This is a genomic window from Pseudomonas sp. S2_B07, assembly GCF_054668435.1.
The window spans coordinates 4,171,640-4,190,590 of sequence record NZ_CP162769.1; the positions used below are offsets into that span (position 1 = coordinate 4,171,640).

15 protein-coding genes are annotated in these 18,951 nt (G+C 59.7%); 13 read left to right on the forward strand and 2 right to left on the reverse strand.

What is annotated here, in order from left to right:
• Positions 1 to 88: 88 nt before the first annotated feature.
• Entirely contained in the window at positions 89 to 829 is a 741-nt protein-coding gene (locus AB4N43_RS19165) for a double zinc ribbon domain-containing protein (RefSeq protein ID WP_460151809.1), read from the reverse strand.
• A 92-nt stretch (positions 830 to 921) separates the two neighbouring features.
• Between AB4N43_RS19165 and bioB the strand changes: the two genes are divergently transcribed.
• From bioB to AB4N43_RS19220, 11 genes are all read left to right on the forward strand, one after another.
• Positions 922 to 1,977 carry a biotin synthase BioB gene (gene bioB / locus AB4N43_RS19170; protein WP_010467114.1) on the forward strand — a complete coding sequence of 352 codons (1,056 nt, stop codon included), beginning with the start codon at positions 922 to 924 and terminating at the stop codon, positions 1,975 to 1,977.
• 174 nt (positions 1,978 to 2,151) lie between these two features.
• Positions 2,152 to 3,330, forward strand: a complete 1,179-nt coding sequence (gene bioF / locus AB4N43_RS19175) for an 8-amino-7-oxononanoate synthase (RefSeq protein ID WP_460151810.1) — start codon at positions 2,152 to 2,154, stop codon at positions 3,328 to 3,330.
• Entirely contained in the window at positions 3,323 to 4,054 is a 732-nt protein-coding gene (locus AB4N43_RS19180; protein WP_194940419.1) for an alpha/beta fold hydrolase, read from the forward strand. The genes bioF and AB4N43_RS19180 overlap by 8 nt, the downstream gene beginning before the upstream one ends.
• Positions 4,047 to 4,859, forward strand: coding sequence for a malonyl-ACP O-methyltransferase BioC (gene bioC / locus AB4N43_RS19185; RefSeq protein ID WP_027926696.1), 813 nt, complete (start codon positions 4,047 to 4,049; stop codon positions 4,857 to 4,859). The genes AB4N43_RS19180 and bioC overlap by 8 nt, the downstream gene beginning before the upstream one ends.
• Positions 4,856 to 5,536 carry a dethiobiotin synthase gene (bioD, locus tag AB4N43_RS19190; protein WP_027926697.1) on the forward strand — a complete coding sequence of 227 codons (681 nt, stop codon included), beginning with the start codon at positions 4,856 to 4,858 and terminating at the stop codon, positions 5,534 to 5,536. The genes bioC and bioD overlap by 4 nt, the downstream gene beginning before the upstream one ends.
• Positions 5,537 to 5,643: 107 nt before the next feature.
• Positions 5,644 to 5,940 (forward strand): pyrroloquinoline quinone biosynthesis protein PqqE, encoded by a 297-nt coding sequence (locus AB4N43_RS19195; RefSeq protein ID WP_460151811.1) that lies wholly within the window; start codon positions 5,644 to 5,646, stop codon positions 5,938 to 5,940.
• Between the two features lie 278 nt (positions 5,941 to 6,218).
• Positions 6,219 to 8,024 carry a phenylacyl-CoA dehydrogenase gene (locus tag AB4N43_RS19200; RefSeq protein ID WP_027926699.1) on the forward strand — a complete coding sequence of 602 codons (1,806 nt, stop codon included), beginning with the start codon at positions 6,219 to 6,221 and terminating at the stop codon, positions 8,022 to 8,024.
• A gap of 470 nt (positions 8,025 to 8,494) precedes the next feature.
• Positions 8,495 to 10,636 (forward strand): cytochrome-c peroxidase, encoded by a 2,142-nt coding sequence (locus tag AB4N43_RS19205; protein ID WP_081744034.1) that lies wholly within the window; start codon positions 8,495 to 8,497, stop codon positions 10,634 to 10,636.
• 146 nt (positions 10,637 to 10,782) lie between these two features.
• Positions 10,783 to 12,072 carry a GGDEF domain-containing protein gene (locus AB4N43_RS19210; RefSeq protein WP_027926701.1) on the forward strand — a complete coding sequence of 430 codons (1,290 nt, stop codon included), beginning with the start codon at positions 10,783 to 10,785 and terminating at the stop codon, positions 12,070 to 12,072.
• Between the two features lie 90 nt (positions 12,073 to 12,162).
• Positions 12,163 to 13,959, forward strand: a complete 1,797-nt coding sequence (locus tag AB4N43_RS19215) for an acyl-CoA dehydrogenase C-terminal domain-containing protein (protein ID WP_460151812.1) — start codon at positions 12,163 to 12,165, stop codon at positions 13,957 to 13,959.
• Between the two features lie 188 nt (positions 13,960 to 14,147).
• Positions 14,148 to 15,926 (forward strand): acyl-CoA dehydrogenase C-terminal domain-containing protein, encoded by a 1,779-nt coding sequence (locus AB4N43_RS19220; RefSeq protein WP_059182061.1) that lies wholly within the window; start codon positions 14,148 to 14,150, stop codon positions 15,924 to 15,926.
• A 228-nt stretch (positions 15,927 to 16,154) separates the two neighbouring features.
• On the opposite strand, the gene AB4N43_RS19225 is transcribed toward AB4N43_RS19220, so the two are convergent.
• Positions 16,155 to 17,084 (reverse strand): LysR family transcriptional regulator, encoded by a 930-nt coding sequence (locus tag AB4N43_RS19225; RefSeq protein ID WP_460151813.1) that lies wholly within the window; start codon positions 17,082 to 17,084, stop codon positions 16,155 to 16,157.
• A gap of 169 nt (positions 17,085 to 17,253) precedes the next feature.
• Between AB4N43_RS19225 and AB4N43_RS19230 the strand changes: the two genes are divergently transcribed.
• Together AB4N43_RS19230 and AB4N43_RS19235 are read left to right on the forward strand one after the other, a co-directional pair.
• Positions 17,254 to 18,489, forward strand: coding sequence for an aspartate aminotransferase family protein (locus AB4N43_RS19230; protein WP_460151814.1), 1,236 nt, complete (start codon positions 17,254 to 17,256; stop codon positions 18,487 to 18,489).
• 205 nt (positions 18,490 to 18,694) lie between these two features.
• Positions 18,695 to 18,853 (forward strand): YqaE/Pmp3 family membrane protein, encoded by a 159-nt coding sequence (locus tag AB4N43_RS19235; protein ID WP_007904205.1) that lies wholly within the window; start codon positions 18,695 to 18,697, stop codon positions 18,851 to 18,853.
• Positions 18,854 to 18,951 lie beyond the last annotated feature (98 nt).

The following is an 18,951-nucleotide window of genomic DNA, read 5'->3' on the forward strand; positions in this document are numbered from 1 at the left end:
GCGATGGCGGTTGGACGTTCACCATTGATGACGCCTGACTCACCGCTATCGCGAGCAGGCGCACTCCTACAGGTTTTGTGTTCGCGGGTTAAGCCGTGTCGCCCGGTTTGGGTGTGCGGGCCAGGCAGTAGACGTCAACCCGCGCCGCTCCTGCGTCCATCAGCAGCCGGGCGAGGGCTTGTGCGGTGGCGCCGGTGGTCAGCACGTCGTCCACCAACGCCAAATGGCGCCCCTTGATCTGCGCGCCGGGTGTCAGGGCGAACGCGTTGCACAGGTTCTTCTTGCGGGCCTCGGCATTCAAATCCTGCTGTGCGCTGGTGTCTTGAATCCTCAACAGCAGCGTTTCGTCGCAAGGAATGTCCAGATGGCCGCCGAGCCAGCGGGCGAGCATCGCGGCTTGATTGAAACCCCGTTGGCGCAGTCGTTTAGCGGCCAGCGGCACCGGAACCAGTGCGTCGGGCCGATTCAGGTCTTCGTCGAAGCGATGTTGCAGGTATTGCGCGAGAAGATCGGCGAGCAGGCGGCCAAATGGCCATTTTGCCGAATGCTTGAAGCGCGTGATCAGCGTGTCCAGCGGAAAGCTGTACGACCACGGCGCGGCGACTCGCTCGAAAGCGGGTGGCTGTTTCAGGCACTGACCGCAGGTCAAACCTGTGCCGGGCAAGGGCAGGGCGCAGGTCTGGCAGTGGTCGCCCAGCCACGGCAACTCCGTTTCGCAGGCCATGCAGATCGGAGTCTGCTCCTCGGCCGGTTCAGCACAGAGCAAACAGCGCTGTATGTTTTTTAACCAGATGTAAACCGGTCCATCGTATCGTGGTTGACAGCGCATGAGTCTTCCTTAAATATGCCGAACATCCGTGTCGCGTCTGTGGGTATTCCATCCCCCAGCCGCTTGCCAAGCATAAAACAAAGGAAACGCCCATGAGCGCCAGCACCTCTGCAACCCTGCGTCATGACTGGTCTTTGGCCGAAGTCAAAGCACTCTTCGTTCAGCCATTCAACGACCTGTTGTTCCAGGCACAGACGGTGCACCGCGCGCATTTCGACGCCAATCGCGTCCAGGTTTCCACGCTGCTCTCGATCAAGACCGGCGCCTGCCCGGAAGATTGCAAATATTGCCCACAGTCCGGTCACTACAACACCGGCCTGGAAAAAGAAAAACTGATGGAAGTGCAGAAAGTCCTCGAAGAGGCTGCTCGCGCCAAGGCCATCGGCTCGACCCGTTTCTGCATGGGCGCGGCGTGGAAACACCCGTCGGCCAAAGACATGCCGTACGTGCTGGAAATGGTCAAAGGCGTGAAGGCCATGGGCCTGGAAACCTGCATGACCCTTGGTCGCCTGGATCAGGACCAGACCGTTGCGCTGGCCGACGCCGGCCTCGACTACTACAACCACAACCTCGATACGTCGCCTGAGTTCTACGGCAGCATCATCACCACCCGCACCTACAGCGAGCGCCTGCAAACCCTGGCTTACGTGCGTGAATCGGGGATGAAGATCTGCTCCGGCGGCATCCTCGGCATGGGCGAGTCCCTCGATGACCGCGCCAACCTGCTGATCCAGTTGGCCAACCTGCCGGAGCATCCGGAATCGGTGCCGATCAACATGCTGGTGAAAGTTGCTGGCACGCCGCTGGAAAATGCCGAAGACATCGATCCGTTCGACTTCATCCGCATGCTCGCCGTTGCCCGCATCCTGATGCCGCAATCCCACGTACGCCTGTCCGCCGGCCGCGAAGCGATGAACGAACAGATGCAGGCCCTGGCGTTCTTCGCTGGCGCGAATTCGATTTTCTACGGCGAAAAACTGCTGACCACCGCCAACCCGCAGGCTGACAAGGACATGCAACTGTTCTCGCGCCTGGGGATTCTGCCGGAAGCGCGCGAAGAGCACGCGGACGAGGTGCATCAGGCTGCGATTGAGCAGGCGCTGGTTGAGCAGAAGAGCAGCGAGCAGTTCTATAACGCGGCTGTTTGAAGCCTCCACCGATTCCTCTGAAGGAATGCAAAACACTGTGGGAGCGAGCTTGCTCGCAATGGCGCCAGGTCAGTCGACATCAATGTTGAATGCGGCACCGCAATTGCGAGCAAGCTTGCTCCCACAGGGACCGCATTCACTTTTATTCATGTGAACTGACCGCCCGAGGCCTGCATGTCTTTCGATCTCGCCGCACGCCTTGCTGCCCGCCGTGCCGAAAATCTCTACCGCCAGCGCCCGCTGCTCGACAGCCCTCAAGGCCCTGAAGTGGTGGTCGATGGCCAACCATTGCTCGCGTTCTGCAACAACGATTACCTGGGCCTGGCCAATCACCCGCAAGTGATCGAAGCCTGGCGCGCCGGTGCGGCTCGCTGGGGTGTGGGTGGCGGGGCGTCGCACTTGGTCATCGGTCACAGCACCCCGCACCATGAACTGGAAGAAGCCCTGGCTGATCTGACCGGACGCCCGCGTGCGTTGCTGTTCACCACCGGTTACATGGCCAATCTCGGCGCGGTCACCGCGCTGGTCGGGCAGGGCGATACGGTGCTCGAAGACCGGCTCAATCATGCTTCGTTACTGGATGCCGGTCTGCTGTCCGGCGCGCGCTTCAACCGCTACCTGCACAACGACGCGGACAGCCTGGCCAAACGCCTGGAGAAAGCCACCGGCAATACGCTGGTGGTCACCGACGGCGTGTTCAGCATGGACGGCGACATTGCCGACCTGCCGGCACTGGCGCGCGAAGCCAAGACCAAAGGCGCCTGGCTGATGGTCGATGACGCTCACGGCTTTGGTCCGTTGGGTGCCAATGGCGGAGGGATCGTCGAGCATTTCGGTCTCAGTCAGGAAGACGTACCGGTGTTGGTCGGTACGCTGGGCAAGGCGTTCGGTACCGCTGGGGCTTTTGTCGCGGGCAACGAAGAGTTGATCGAAAGCCTGATCCAGTTCGCCCGACCCTACATTTACACCACCAGCCAGCCACCGGCGCTGGCTTGCGCGACACTGAAAAGCCTCGAACTGCTGCGCACCGAACATTGGCGACGTGAGCATCTGAAGACGTTGATCCGCCAGTTCCGCCAAGGCGCCGAGCAAATCGGCCTGGAGCTGATGGACAGTTTCACGCCGATCCAGCCGATCATGATCGGCGATGCCGGGCGTGCGGTTCGACTGTCGCAGATGTTGCGTGAGCGCGGCTTGATGGTGACCGCGATCCGTCCGCCGACCGTGCCCACCGGCAGCGCCCGCTTGCGGGTGACGCTGACCGCCGCGCATAGCGAAGACCAGGTGCAACTATTGTTAGATGGACTGGCCGATTGTTTTGCCCAGCTGAAACCGGAGCCAAGCCATGCGTGATCGATTGATTCTGTTGCCCGGTTGGGGCCTCGGGATTTCGCCATTGGAACCGTTGGCGGCGGCCTTGCAGGGGTTGGATGAACACCTGCGCGTCGAGATCGAGCCGCTGCCGGAACTGGAGTCGAGCGATCTGGAAGAGTGGCTCGATGAACTCGATGCGACAGTGCCTCAGGATGCCTGGCTCGGCGGCTGGTCCTTGGGCGGCATGCTGGCGGCCGAATTGGCGGCACGTCGTGGTGATCGTTGCTGCGGCTTGCTGACCCTGGCGAGTAATCCTTCGTTTGTCGCCCATGAGCAATGGCCGAGCGCGATGCCCGGCGAGACGTTCGATGCCTTCCTGGCTGGCTGCAAGGCTGATCCGCGCATGACGTTGAAACGGTTTTCGTTGCTGTGCGCACAAGGGGCCGTAGACTCGCGTGGCCTGTCGCGGTTATTGCTCGCTGGCGCGCCAAACGCTTCTGCATCGATATTGATGAGGGGGCTGGAAGTCCTCGCACAACTGGATACCCGTCAAGCTTTGCAGGCGTTTCGCGGCCCTCAACTGCACTTGTTCGCCGGCCTCGACGGCCTGGTCCCGGCCGAAGCGGCGGGGGACTTGCTGGCGCTGCTGCCGGATGTCGAAATCGGTCTGATTGAACAGGCCGGCCACGCGTTTCTTCTGGAAGACCCTCACGGTGTGGCGGGGGCGATTCAGGCCTTTTTGCATGAGTCCGGTGATGACTGATTTATCCCTTCACAACTTGTCCGGCGGATTGCCCGACAAGCGCCAGGTGGCGGCCTCTTTTTCCCGTGCCGCGGCGAGTTATGACAGCGTGGCCGAGTTGCAACGTGATGTCGGCAGCCAGTTGTTGAGTCGCTTGCCCGCGGATTTTGTCCCGGGTCGCTGGCTCGACCTGGGCTGCGGCACCGGCTATTTCAGTCGGGCGCTGGGTGAGCGTTTTCCGGCCAGTCACGGCGTCGCACTCGACATCGCCGAAGGCATGCTCAATCACGCCCGGCCGTTGGGGGGGGCCTCCCACTTCATCGCAGGTGATGCGGAACGCTTGCCGCTGCAGGATTCGACCTGTGACCTGATCTTCTCCAGTCTTGCCGTGCAGTGGTGCGCGGACTTCGGCTCGGTGCTGAGCGAAGCGCAGCGTGTGCTGAAACCGGGCGGGATTTTCGCGTTTGCTAGTCTTTGTGTAGGGACGTTGTTTGAGCTGCGTGACAGTTGGCGTCAGGTCGATGGCATGGTCCACGTCAATCGATTCCGCGAGTTGGGTGTTTATCAGCAACTGTGTGCGGCCAGCGGCTTGAAAACCGTCAGCCTGCAAACCCGTCCTCATGTGTTGCATTACCCGGATGTGCGCAGCCTGACCCATGAACTCAAGGCATTGGGTGCGCACAACCTGAACCCTGGGCGGCCGGGTGGTTTGACTGGCCGGGCGCGGATCCTCGGTTTGATCGAGGCGTATGAGCAGTTTCGTCAGGCCGAAGGTTTGCCGGCGACTTATCAGGTGGTCTATGCCGTGTTGGAGAAGCCTTTATGAGCGCAGCCTATTTCATCACCGGCACTGACACCGATGTCGGCAAGACCACCGTGGCCGCCGGCTTGTTGCATGCCGCACGGTCGGCAGGCTTGAGCACGGCGGCTGGCAAGCCGGTTGCCTCGGGCTGCGACGTGACGTCCAAGGGGTTACGCAACGCCGATGCGCTGGCGCTGTTGGCCGAGTGCTCGTTGCCGTTGACGTATGCACAGGTCAACCCGGTGGCGTTCGAGCCAGCCATCGCGCCGCACCTGGCCGCGCGCGAAGCTGGCGTGGCGCTGACGGTGCAATCGCTGTTGACGCCCATGCGCGCGATTCTCGACATGCAGGCGGATTTCACCCTGATTGAAGGGGCGGGCGGATGGCGTGTGCCGTTGGCGGATCAGGACAATTTGTCTGACCTGGCGATGGCGCTGGGTTTGCCGGTCATTCTGGTGGTCGGTGTGCGCCTGGGTTGCATCAATCATGCGCTGTTGACGGCCGAGGCGATTGCCCAGGATGGATTGCAGCTGGCGGGTTGGGTGGCCAATATCATTGATCCCAAAACCTCGCGGCTGGAGGAGAACCTCGCGACACTCGCCGAGCGAATCCCCGCGCCGTGCCTTGGGCGGGTGCCGAAACTCAAGGCGGTCACCGCTGAATCCGTGGCGGAGCATTTGCAGCTGGATTTGCTGGACTAGGTTTTAGCTATCACAAGGCACAGTGCCATTAGTGTTTTTGTCGGGCGTTTTGCCATCATGTCTGATTCAATGCCCGCTATTGATCCTCTTGCCGGACGAGTTCTCCCATGCAGATTTCAGGTAACACTGCTTTTTATGCGGGTCTGAGCACCATTCAGACAGGGCAGAACCGCGTCGATCAAGCGGCCGGACAGATCGCCAGCAATACCATCGAACGGTCGGTGACCAGCCAGTCTTCCGAAGTTCAGGTGGATCGCCTGCGTTCGGTTGATCGCAGTCAGCGATCCGACCTGACCAGTAATGTCGTCGAGATGACCCAAGGCAAATTTCAGGTGGAAGCGGGCGCTAAAGTCGCCAAGGCTTCAGACGAAATGCTCGGAACGTTGATCGATACATTCGCGTGATCCCTCGCTGAATCCGCTTTCTGAACGCCGCGATTTTTCGCGGCGTTTTTCTGCGTAAGTCCTTCTCCCTCAACTAATCTTTTCTACACGGCACCTTTGCTTGAGCATCGGTGGTGCGCTGCTGCGTGTCCGGCAGATCGATGAGTCGATGACAAACGGCCAAAGATCGACGCTTGACAAGATTTGGGCGTAAACGTATGTTTCAAACAACTGTTTGACCGCCACAACAAATCAACGCGGTCGTTCATTCCCGGTTACATCAGCAGAGGTTTATCGCTATGCCTGACTACAAGGCCCCCTTGCGTGATATTCGCTTCGTTCGTGACGAACTGCTCGGCTACGAAGCGCACTATCAGAGCCTTCCGGCTTGTGCGGACGCAACTCCGGACATGGTTGACGCCATTCTCGAGGAAGGCGCCAAGTTTTGTGAGCAGGTACTGGCTCCGCTGAACCGCGTGGGTGACACCGAAGGCTGCACCTGGAGCGAGTCTGGCGTTAAAACCCCGACGGGTTTCAAAGAAGCCTACAAGCAATTCGTCGAAGGCGGCTGGCCTAGTCTGGCGCACGATGTAGAGCACGGTGGCCAAGGCCTGCCGGAGTCTCTGGGTCTGGCTGTCAGCGAAATGGTTGGCGAGGCCAACTGGTCGTGGGGCATGTACCCTGGCCTGTCCCATGGCGCAATGAACACCATTTCCGAACACGGCACGCCTGAGCAACAAGACGCGTACCTGACCAAACTGGTATCCGGCGAGTGGACCGGCACCATGTGCCTGACCGAACCGCACTGCGGCACCGACCTGGGCATGCTGCGCACCAAGGCCGAACCTCAGGCCGACGGTTCCTACAAAGTCTCCGGCACCAAGATCTTCATCTCGGCCGGTGAACACGACATGGCCGATAACATCGTCCACATCGTACTGGCCCGCCTGCCGGACGCACCGGCTGGCACCAAAGGCATTTCGCTGTTCATCGTGCCGAAGTTCATGCCGAACGCAGACGGTTCGATCGGCGCACGCAATGCGGTGAGCTGTGGTTCCCTGGAACACAAAATGGGCATCCACGGTAACGCGACTTGCGTGATGAACTTCGACGCGGCCACCGGTTTCCTGATCGGCCCGGCGAACAAAGGCCTGAACTGCATGTTCACCTTTATGAACACCGCACGTCTGGGCACCGCGCTGCAAGGTCTGGCTCACGCCGAGATCGGCTTCCAGGGCGGCCTGAAATACGCGCGTGATCGCCTGCAAATGCGTTCGCTGACTGGCCCGAAAGCGCCGGAAAAGGCCGCCGACCCGATCATCGTTCACCCAGACGTACGTCGCATGCTGTTGACCATGAAGGCATTCGCCGAAGGCAACCGTGCAATGGTTTACTTCACCGCCAAGCAAGTCGACATCGTCAAGTACGGCGTGGATGAAGAAGAGAAGAAGAAAGCCGACGCACTGCTGGCCTTCATGACGCCAATCGCCAAAGCCTTCATGACTGAAGTCGGTTTCGAATCGGCCAACCACGGCGTACAAATCTACGGCGGCCACGGCTTCATCGCCGAGTGGGGCATGGAGCAGAACGTTCGTGACAGCCGCATTTCGATGCTGTACGAAGGCACCACCGGTATCCAGGCCCTCGACCTGCTGGGCCGTAAAGTGCTGATGACCCAAGGCGAGGCCCTGAAAGGCTTCACCAAGATCGTCCACAAGTTCTGCCAGACCAACGAAGGCAACGAAGCCGTTCAGGAATTCGTCGCACCGCTGGCTGCACTGAACAAAGAATGGGGCGAGCTGACCATGAAGGTCGGTATGGCTGCCATGAAGGATCGCGAAGAAGTGGGCGCGGCCTCCGTGGACTACCTGATGTACTCCGGTTACGCCTGCCTGGCCTACTTCTGGGCTGACATGGCGCGTCTGGCTGCCGAGAAACTGGCTACCGGCACTTCCGAAGAGGCGTTCTACACCGCCAAGCTGCAGACTGCGCGCTTCTACTTCCAGCGCATCCTGCCGCGTACCCGCACTCACGTTGCAACCATGCTGTCGGGCGCCAACAACCTGATGGACATGAAAGAAGAGAACTTCGACCTGGGCTACTAAGCCTTAACGCAGTTGCTTCAAAAAAAACCGCTGCTCCTTCGGGAGTGGCGGTTTTTTTTTGCGTTGTGTAAACAGTAGGCGCTCGCGAGTAGTGCAACTAAACCTTTGTGTCTAGTTAACTAACTGGGCGCAATTGTTTTCGGTGTCAAATAAGTAAAATAACTTTGTTTGCAATTACGGGGCCAAGGTTCAAGGTCTCGCAGGTACGTGGGCTTTGGCGGTGAGGCCCACTGTGGCTGGGGGATTGCCCCCCGGTAATGGGGGATTTTCACCAAAGTTGAGGCTTGTATAAAAGCTCAGAATTAATTCGTGTTTTTGCTGTTGAAATCTTTTGTAACAGCTACAGTTCGATTAAGCGCCTGCTACGGTGCCTCCCATAGCGTTTCAACTTCGGCGACGACAAAGTCTAACTTTGCCAGTTGAGTGACGCCTCATGCCCGGCAACTCCATCACTGAATCGGGGTGTCATCATGGTGAACTTGAGTCTTTTTGTTCGAACTGTCCGTCTGCCCTGCGTGATCGTCTGCGGGCTGCTCGTTATCAGTCTGTCCGCCAAAAATGCTTTCGCGGCGACGGCGGCGGAAGTTGATCTGCCCGTGCCGGAAGTCCCTTCCCTGCAGACGCTGCACGGCATGACACCCCCTGACCCTTCCGGCACCGAAGGCGGGCGCAAAGTCGACCTCATGACTGATTACGTGCTCAATCGCTCGGCGGCGATTCTCCTGGGCAAGGCGCTGTTCTGGGACATGGAGATCGGCAGTGACGGTTCGACGGCGTGTGCCTCCTGCCACTTTCATGCGGGTGTCGATCACCGGATCACCAATCAGATCAACCCAGGCCAGGCCAGCACCCATGCCAACGTTTCGTCGATCTTCAACAAACCGTTTGTAGCCTCCGATATTCCTGGCGACGTCCCTTCTTATGCGACCCTGTCCGCCGGCAAGGGCGGCCCGAACTACACGCTGAAAAAAACCGACTTTCCGACCCACGTGCTGGCCGATCCGCTGGATCGCAACTCGCCGATTGTCTATTCGACCGACGATGTGGTCGGCTCGCAAGGGGTGTTCGACGCCAACTTCGTCAAGCCGAATCAACCGCGCTTCGACAAATGCACACAGCAACCGGACGGCGTGTTCCAGGTCGGCGGTATCAATGTGCGGCGCAGCACCGGACGCAATGCCCCGACGGTGATCAACGCCGCGTTCAACGTACGCAACTTCTGGGACGGTCGGGCTAACAACGTGTTCAACGGCTTTTCGCCGTTCGGTAATCGCGACCCTGATGCCGGGATTTTCGTCACCAGCGATCGCAGCGGGGTGGCCACCAAAGTTCGGCTGGCCCTCAACGATGCCTCTGCCGCCTCGCAGGCTGTCGGCCCACCGGGTAGCCCTGTGGAGATGTCCTGCGGCGGACGCACCTTCGCCGACATTGGCCGACGCATGCTCGACACGCTGATGCTCAAGCAGCAGCGGATTTCATCCGCCGACTCTGTACTCGGCCCGGTTTCCGGTGCCCGCCGCCCGACCTACAGAGAATTGATCAAGGCCGCTTTCCAGCCTCGGCTGTGGAACGCCACACAACAGGTTTCGCTCGGCGGCGCGCCGTACACTCAGATGGAGGCCAACTTCCCGCTGTTCTTCGGACTGGCGATTCAGATGTACGAATCCACCCTGATCTCCGACCAGGCTCCCGTGGATGCTTATTTGCAAGGCAATCAGCAGGCGATGAATGCGCAGCAGGTCGAGGGCATGAACCTGTTCCTTGGCAAAGGCAAGTGCGTCAATTGTCACGGCGGTGCAGAGCTGACCAACGCTGCCAGCCGCTTGCTGTTCCATCCCCGTGAGCGGATCGAACGGATGCTGATGGCTGACAACCTCACCGCGCTGTACGACAACGGCTTCTACAACACCGGTGTGCGCCCGACGTCGGAAGACCTGGGGCTCGGCGGATCTGATGCATGGGGCAACCCGCTGTCGTTTACTCGCGAATACAACACCCAGTTGCAGGGCATCCATGTGCCGGATCCACTGGACGTGGATGTGTGCACCTTCGAAGCGCTACTGAGCACGGGATTACCCTGCGATTCGACGCTCAAACCTAATGTCGGCTTCCACGATGCGGTGGATGGCGCCTTCAAAACCCCGACGCTGCGCAACATCGCGCTGACCGGGCCGTACTTCCACAACGGCAGCCGCTCGACGCTCAAGCAGGTCGTCGAGTTCTACAACCGCGGTGGCGACCGGCGCGGCTCGGAAGCGAACAACACCAGCGGCTTTGATCATCCGAGTGTGAATCAGCACAACACCTCCAACCTTGATCCGGACATGACCGCCCTGAACCTGACGCCTGATGAAGTGGATGCACTGGTCAAGTTCATGGAAGTCGGGCTGACCGATCCGCGCGTGGCGTGGGAACAGGCGCCTTTCGATCATCCGTCGCTGGTCATTCCACAAGGCCATATTGGTGATGAAAACGCCGTGACGTTGAAGCCCGTCAGTCCAAAAATCACTACCCGACAAGCGGCAGATGCGCTGATTACACTCAAACCGGTCGGTGCGGAAGGGCGCCCGGCTACGGAAGGGCCACTGTTGCCGTTCTACAACGACCTCTGATGGACTGAGGTGACTGGCCGCGCTGTTCGCGGCCAGTCATGCACCCGCTAAAAAAACCTGACATTTCGCTCAGTAAGTCGACGTTTCTGCCGTTACAGTAGGTGGGCACAATGCCATCTATTGTCGTGACGGTCGGAGCTTTACCCTTGCCGCGTTCTTCCGCTGTGCGTTTCAGCCATTTCCTACCGTCGTTACTGCTTTTACTTGCGGGGCTTGCGGCTGCCTACATCAAGGAACTGAACGTATTCTTCACCTCGCTGTTCAACGTCCTGCCGACGTTGGTGCTGTTGCTCGGTGGTGCGTATTGCGCGGTTTACCGACGTCAGCGCGAGCTGTTTCTGATGGTCACGGTGTACATCGCCTACTTTTTGCTCGATACCCAGACCGACTATTACCGCGACAACGGCAAAGTCCGTGAAGACGCCGCCGTGGTTTTCCATCTGTGTTGCCTGTTGCTGCCGCTGTTGTTCGGGGTGTTCGGGGCCTGGCAGGAACGCACGCATTTGTTTCAGGACATGGTGGCGCGCTTCGCGGTATTGCTGGCCGTCGGCAGTGTCGCGTTGGGGCTGGAGCAAAGTTACCCACAGGCTTTGCTGATGTGGCTGTCGGAAATCCGCTGGCCAGCGCTGCATGGCGCCTGGATGAGCCTGATCCAGCTGTCTTATCCGGTGTTCCTCGCGTCGTTCCTGTTGCTGAGCTGGCAATACTGGCGCAACCCGCGACCGTTGCATGCCGCTCAACTGGTGGGTTTGCTCGGGTTGTTCTGGGCGCTGCCGAAAACCTTCATTCTTCCGTTTACCCTCAACATCATGTGCAGTCAGGTGATGCTGATGATTGCCGCGGCGGTCGCCCATGAGGCCTACCAAATGGCCTTCCGCGACGAACTCACCGGTCTGCCGGGCCGGCGCGCCTTGAACGAGCGGATGCAGCGCCTGGGGCGTAATTACGTGCTGGCCATGAGCGACGTCGATCACTTCAAGAAATTCAACGACACTCACGGTCACGATGTCGGCGACCAAGTGCTGCGACTGGTCGCCAGCAAACTGTCGAAAATCGGCGGCGGCGGTAGGGCCTATCGTTACGGCGGTGAGGAATTTGCGCTGGTGTTCGCAGGCAAGACGCTCGAAGAGTGCATGCCGCACCTGGAAGTCATCCGCGAATCCATCGCGACCTACAATATTCAGCTGCGCAATCAGGACAACCGGCCTCAGGACGACCAGCAAGGTCGTCAGCGTCGCTCGGGTCCTGGGGCTTCAAGTGTGTCGGTCACGGTCAGCATCGGTGTCGCCGAACGCGTCGAGCAGCGCACCCCTGAAAAGGTGCTCAAGTCGGCGGACGAAGCGCTCTACAGCGCCAAGGGCGCCGGACGAAACTGCGTGGTGGCGTTCGGTCAGACCCGTCGTGGCGCCGTGCGAATGGACGCCGCCGCGGGTTGAGTGATGATGGCGCATTCAGCGTCTGGACTGTGATTGTGAGGCGTGGTGGCCGGCAGTAGGTTTGAAGCCTCTGCTGACGGAGAAACGACCATGCCTGAGTACAAAGCTCCCCTGCGCGACATGCGCTTTCTGATCGACCACGTCTTCGACTTCCACAGCAACTACGCTGCGCTGGGCGCCTCCGAGGCCAGCCCGGACATGATCAACGCCATCCTCGAAGAGGGCGCGAAGTTCTGTGAGAACGTTCTGGCCCCATTGAATCGCAGCGGTGACGAAGAGGGCTGCCATTTCGACAATGGCGTGGTGACAACGCCTACAGGCTTCAAGCAGGCTTTCGCACAATACGTCGAGGGCGGCTGGCATGGTCTGGCGGCGGACCCGGCATACGGCGGCCAGGGCTTGCCGAGTTCGTTGGGTCTGGTGATCAGCGAAATGGTCGGTTCCAGCAACACCTCGTGGGGCATGTACCCGGGCCTGACCCACGGCGCGATGTCGGCGATCCACGCCCACGGCACCGAAGACCAGAAAAACACCTACCTGAGCAAACTCACTGCGGGCCAATGGACCGGTACCATGTGCCTGACCGAAGCCCATTGCGGCACCGACCTGGGCATTATCAAGACCCGCGCCGTGCCTTCAGCCGATGGCAGCTACGCGATCTCCGGCAGCAAGATTTTCATCTCCGCCGGCGAGCACGACATGAGCGACAACATCATTCACCTGGTGCTGGCGAAACTGCCGGACGCGCCGGCGGGCACCCGCGGCATCTCGCTGTTTATCGTGCCTAAATTCCTGCCCGATGCCGAGGGTGAGGCGGGCGAGCGCAATGGCGTTTCCTGCGGTTCGATCGAACACAAGATGGGCATCAAGGCTTCGGCGACGTGCGTCCTGAACTTCGATGGCGCCAAGGGTTTCTTGATCGGGGAGCCGAATAAAGGCCTGAACTGCATGTTCACCATGATGAACCACGCGCGCCTCGGCACCGGGATGCAGGGTTTGTGTCTGGGTGAAGCGAGCTTTCAGGGCGCGATCAAATACGCCAACGACCGCCTGCAAATGCGCTCCCTGACCGGCCCGAAAGCACCGGAGAAAGCCGCCGACCCGATCATCGTCCACCCGGACGTGCGTCGGATGTTGCTCACCATGAAAGCCTTCAACGAGGGCAACCGAGCACTGACTTACTTCACCGCGCAGTTGCTGGACGTGGCGCACCTGAGCGCGGATGAAAGCGCTCGCCAGGACGCCGAAGACCTGCTGGCCTTCCTGACGCCGATCTGCAAGGCCTTCATGACTGATACCGGGCTGGAAGTGACCAACCATGGCATGCAGGTGTTTGGCGGGCACGGGTTCATTCGTGAATGGGGCATGGAACAGTTGGTCCGCGACTGCCGGATTGCGCCGATCTACGAAGGCACCAACGGTATCCAGGCGCTGGATTTGCTCGGGCGCAAGGTGCTCGGCAGTCAGGGCAAACTGCTGCGTGGCTTCACCAAAATCGTCCATAAGTTCTGTGCGGCGAACGCTGAACACCCGCAGCTTGGCAGCTATGTGGCGCAACTCAACACGCTGAATCAGCAGTGGGGCGAGCTGACCACCCAGGTCGGCATGGCCGCGATGAAGAATGCGGACGAAGTCGGCGCGGCATCCGTGGACTACTTGATGTACAGCGGTTACATCATCCTCGGCTACCTGTGGCTGCGCATGGCGCTGGTGGCTCAGACGCAACTCGATGCGGGGAGCGGTGATGCCGATTATTGCCAGAGCAAACTCGCGACCAACGAGTTTTACTTCAAGCGATTGCTGCCACGCACAGCCGCTCATCGGGCCGCCATCGAAGCGGGCAGTGATTGCCTGATGAAATTGCCGGCGGAGTTGTTTGCACTTTAGCCTTTTAGATGAGCAACAAAGAAAGCTCGCGTAACCGCGGGCTTTTTTTATGACCCGATAGTCAATGACCAATCATTACAAAACGGTCATGGGCTGACCCTATGTGTCGTAAAAGTTGTTGGGTTACACTCGGACCCAACGAATGCACCACCCTACGAATCACCTGTTTAGATCTTGCGAGGTTTGCCATGGCTGACTACAAAGCGCCGCTGCGCGATATGCGCTTCGTTCTCAATGAAGTTTTCGAGGTCACCAAACTGTGGGCCGAACTGCCCGCGCTGGCCGAGACCGTTGATGCGGAAACCGTCGAAGCCATTCTTGAAGAAGCCGGCAAAGTCACCAGCAAAAGCATCGCGCCCCTGAGCCGTGCAGCTGACGAAGAAGGTTGCCATTGGGCGGACGGTGCCGTCACCACGCCGGCAGGTTTCCCACAGGCTTATCAGACTTACGCTGAAGGCGGTTGGGTTGGCGTCGGCGGTGATCCGACCTACGGCGGCATGGGCATGCCCAAGGCTGTTTCGGCTCAGGTCGAAGAAATGGTCAACTCCGCCAGCCTATCGTTCGGTCTGTACCCGATGCTGACGGCCGGCGCCTGCCTGTCGATCAACGCCCACGCCAGTGACGAGCTGAAAGCCGCGTACCTGCCGAACATGTACGCCGGCATCTGGGCCGGTTCCATGTGCCTGACCGAGCCACACGCCGGTACTGACCTGGGGATCATCCGCACCAAGGCTGAACCTCAGGCCGACGGTTCCTACAAAGTCAGCGGCACCAAGATCTTCATCACCGGTGGCGAGCACGACCTGACCGAAAACATCATTCACCTGGTGCTGGCCAAACTGCCGGACGCACCGGCTGGTCCGAAAGGCATTTCGCTGTTCCTGGTGCCGAAGTACAGGGTCAATGCCGACGGCAGCCTGGGCGCACGCAACCCGGCGAACTGCGGTTCGATCGAACACAAGATGGGCATCCAGGCGTCCGCGACTTGCGTGATGAACTTCGACGAAGCTGTGGGTTATCTGGTCGGCGAGCCGAACAAAGGCCTGGCGGCGATGTTCACCATGATGAACTACGAGCGTCTGGGTGTCGGTATCCAGGGCCTGGCCACCGGTGAGCGCTCGTACCAGAACGCCGTTGAATACGCTCGCGATCGTCTGCAAAGCCGTTCGCCAACCGGTGCGCAGAACAAAGACAAAGTCGCCGACCCGATCATCGTCCACCCGGACGTGCGTCGTATGCTGCTGACCATGAAAGCCTCGAACGAAGGCGGCCGTGCCTTCTCGACTTACGTCGCCATGCAACTGGACACCGCCAAGTTCAGTGAAGACGCGACCACCCGCAAGCGCGCTGAAGATCTGGTGGCGTTGCTGACCCCAGTGGCCAAGGCGTTCCTGACCGACCTCGGTCTGGAAACCACCGTCCACGGCCAGCAGGTGTTTGGCGGCCACGGTTACATCCGTGAGTGGGGCCAGGAACAATTGGTGCGCGACGTGCGCATCACCCAGATTTACGAAGGCACCAACGGCATCCAGGCGCTGGACCTGGTCGGGCGCAAGATTGTCGGTACCGGCGGGGCTTTCTATAACTTGTTCGCTGACGAGATCCGTCACTTCACCGCGACCGCCAGCGCCGATCTGGCCGAGTTCACCAAGCCGCTGAACGACGCCGTGACCACCCTCGACGAGCTGACTGCGTGGTTGCTCGACCGCGCGAAAAACAATCCGAATGAAATCGGCGCGGCGTCGGTCGAGTACCTGCAAACCTTCGGTTACGTGGCGTACGCCTACATGTGGGCGTTGATGGCCAAAGCCGCGCAGGGTAAAGAAGAGCAGGACGATTTTTACGCCAGCAAGCTGGGCACGGCGCGCTTCTATTTCGCCCGTCTGTTGCCACGCATTCACTCGTTGAGCGCGTCGGTGAAGGCGGGTAGCGAGTCACTGTTTTTGCTGGATGCTGCGCAGTTCTGACAGATGTGACGTCATGTAAGCATTCTCTTACATGACGTGCTGCTGTTTTCCCATAGGCGTAGATTGGATCCACAGCTAATCTACTTCACATGGACGTCGCGCAGGAAGCGCAAAGCAACAACACGGACACGTAGGATTCTGCCAGGACGGCGGAGTGAAATGGATGTCAGGGAAACAGTCTGCAAAGCCCCGCTTCGGCGGGGTTTTCTTTTGCCCGCAGAAAAGTGTTCAGCTCAACCCGTCGAGGGTTTTCGAGCTGTTCAAGCGTTCCTCGGGCCCGTTCATCACGTCCTCCAGCAGCGTGCGTAACAAGGCCATCGAGGTCTGTTGCCGCTGTACATCCCGGCAGACCAATCCGACTTTCAGCGGCACCCGCGGCTCAGTCAGCGGTTTCCACAGCAGTTCGTTATTGCCGAGCGCCTTTTGCGAGCGCCCGGGCAGCACAGTTGCCAGCCGGGTATGTGGCAAGCTGTCGAGAATCCCCGCCATGTTGTTCAACTCAGCCTGCACCTGCGGGCGCCTGCCGAGGCTGGCCAGTTGCGTCTGCCAGATCTGTCGCACCTGGAACTCTTCTCCCAGCAACAGCATCGGTAATTCGGCGGCCTGACTCATGGAGACTTTCTTGAATTCGCGCAGCGGGTGATCGGCGGGGATGACCAGGGTCAGTTCATCTTCGTACAGCATCACGCCATGCAACCCTGGCTGACGCGGCGGCAGGTAGCTGATGCCGATGTCCAGCGAACCATTAAGCAGTCGTCGCTCGATTTCCAGCCCGGTCAGTTCGTAGATCTGCACCACCAGGTGCGGTTGAGCCTTGCGCACGCGTTCGAGCATCTGCGGCACCAGGCTGGTGTGCACGGTTTGCAGTACACCGATGGCCAATGTGCGTAGCGCCTGTCCCTTGAAATTGCCCAATGCCTCGCGTGCCCGCTGCATGCCGTCGAGCAGTGGCACTGCGTGGTTATACAAGGTGTGAGCGGCCAGGGTGGGCAACAGGCGTTTGCTGCTGCGCTCAAACAGGCTCACATCGAGGTTCTGTTCCAGATGGCGAATCTGCTGGGACAACGCCGGCTGAGAGATTGAAAGCCGCTCGGCGGCCCGGCCGACGTGGCCTTCTTCGTAGACCGCGACGAAATAACGCAGTTGCTTGAAATCCATAAGGTGCGCTTATCGAAAATACTCGGAAATCGAAATGGCTCAAGGCCGTGCAAGCGCCTAGTCTAACCGCATTCACAAGGCTTACAGGGCCATAGAACGCGATGAATATCGTTTGCGCCGAAGGTGTTTGCATAGGTAAGGCAAAAAACCTCAATCGAGGTTTTTTTGGATGAATCTGTTCAATTTGCGGCGTAATCCGCCGAGTCTTGATGACCTGGCGGTGGACACTTTCCAGCCATCCCACCGCGACAATCTTTCCAGCGAGTACCTGATGCCCAGCGTCGAGCGGCCGAAACAGATTTTCGTGCGTGGTCAAGGCTCCTGGTTGTGGGACAGCGATGACCGCGCTTACCTGGATTTCACTCAAGGTGGGGGGCCCAACAGCCTGGGGCACAGTCCCTCGGCAGTGGTCCAGGTGATTTCGCAACAGGCTCAATCACTGATCAATCCCGGTTTTGCTGTGCACAATCGCGGCATGCTCAACCTTGCCGGGCGCCTCTGCAGCGCCACTGGCAGCGATCAGGCGTACCTGCTCAACAGTGGCCGCGAAGCGTGTGATGCGGCGATCAAACTGGCGTGTAAGTGGGGCCAACGCTATCGCGGTGGGGCTTCGCGCATCATCATGGTCGGCAACGGCTGCCCAGGCCGTGGTTTCGGAACGCTGGCGGATTTTCACCCCGTTCCCTTCAATGATCTGGCGGCAATGCATGCAGCGGTCGACGCCGGGACCGTAGCCATCATGCTTGAGCCGATCCAGAACGCGGCGGGAGTGATCCCGGCCACCGAGCATTACCTCAAGGGTGTGGAGCGCCTGTGTCGTGAGCTGGGGATTCTGCTGATTCTCGACGAAGTGCAAAGCGGTATCGGGCGTTGCGGCGCCTTACTCGCAGAACAGTCCTACGGCGTTCGGGCAGATATTGTCGTCCTCGGCGAAGGGCTGGGCGGTGGCGTGCCGCTCGCTGCGTTGCTGGCGCGAGGCAAGGCCTGCTGTTTCGAGATCGGCGAATTGAGCGGCACCCATCACGGCAATGCCCTGATGACAGCGGCCGGGCTGGCGGTACTCGACAGCGTGCAGGACAAGGGATTTCTTGAGCATGTCAGGGAAGCCGGGCAGCACCTGAGTGAAGGCCTCGGGCGTCTGGCTCATCGTTATGGCCACGGCGAATTGCGTGGGCAAGGGCTGCTTTGGGGGCTGACGCTGTCGGACGATTCGGCCGACGCCGTGGTCAATGCTGCGCTGTACGAAGGCCTGTTGCTCAGCGCCCCGCAACCCGACTGCCTGCGCTTCACCCCCGCACTGACGGTCAGCAACGCCAACATCGACGAAATGCTTCTGCGCCTGACTCGCGCCTTCTCCCGTGTACGCACCGCGCAATTGCAGTGCCGTAAAGGGATTGCGGTCTGATCAGAGCTGTCCCACGCACATTCCAGAACCGTCTCGCGGTAATAACGCATCGCCCCACGTTTGATTCTTTTCGCGTGGGGCGTTTTTTTGTCTGCAAAGCACGGCGAAGTTTTGGCTGAAGGGGGAAGGGACTGAACCCTGACGAACGGCACAGGTCGATTAACTGTAGGGCTCACACGAGCCACTTCCCATCAGGAGCTGCCCCATGGACTTTATTCGAATCATCATCGCCATACTATTGCCGCCATTGGGTGTGTTTCTGCAAGTCGGATTCGCCGGCGCGTTCTGGCTGAATATTCTGCTGACGTTGTGCGGTTATATCCCGGGGATCGTGCATGCGGTTTATATCATCGCCAAGCGCTGAGGTTTGCTGGGTCAGATAGGCCGCTATCGCGAGCTGGCTCACTCCAACATTGGATCTAAGGTGTACAGAAATCCCTGTGGGAGCGAGCTTGCTCGCGC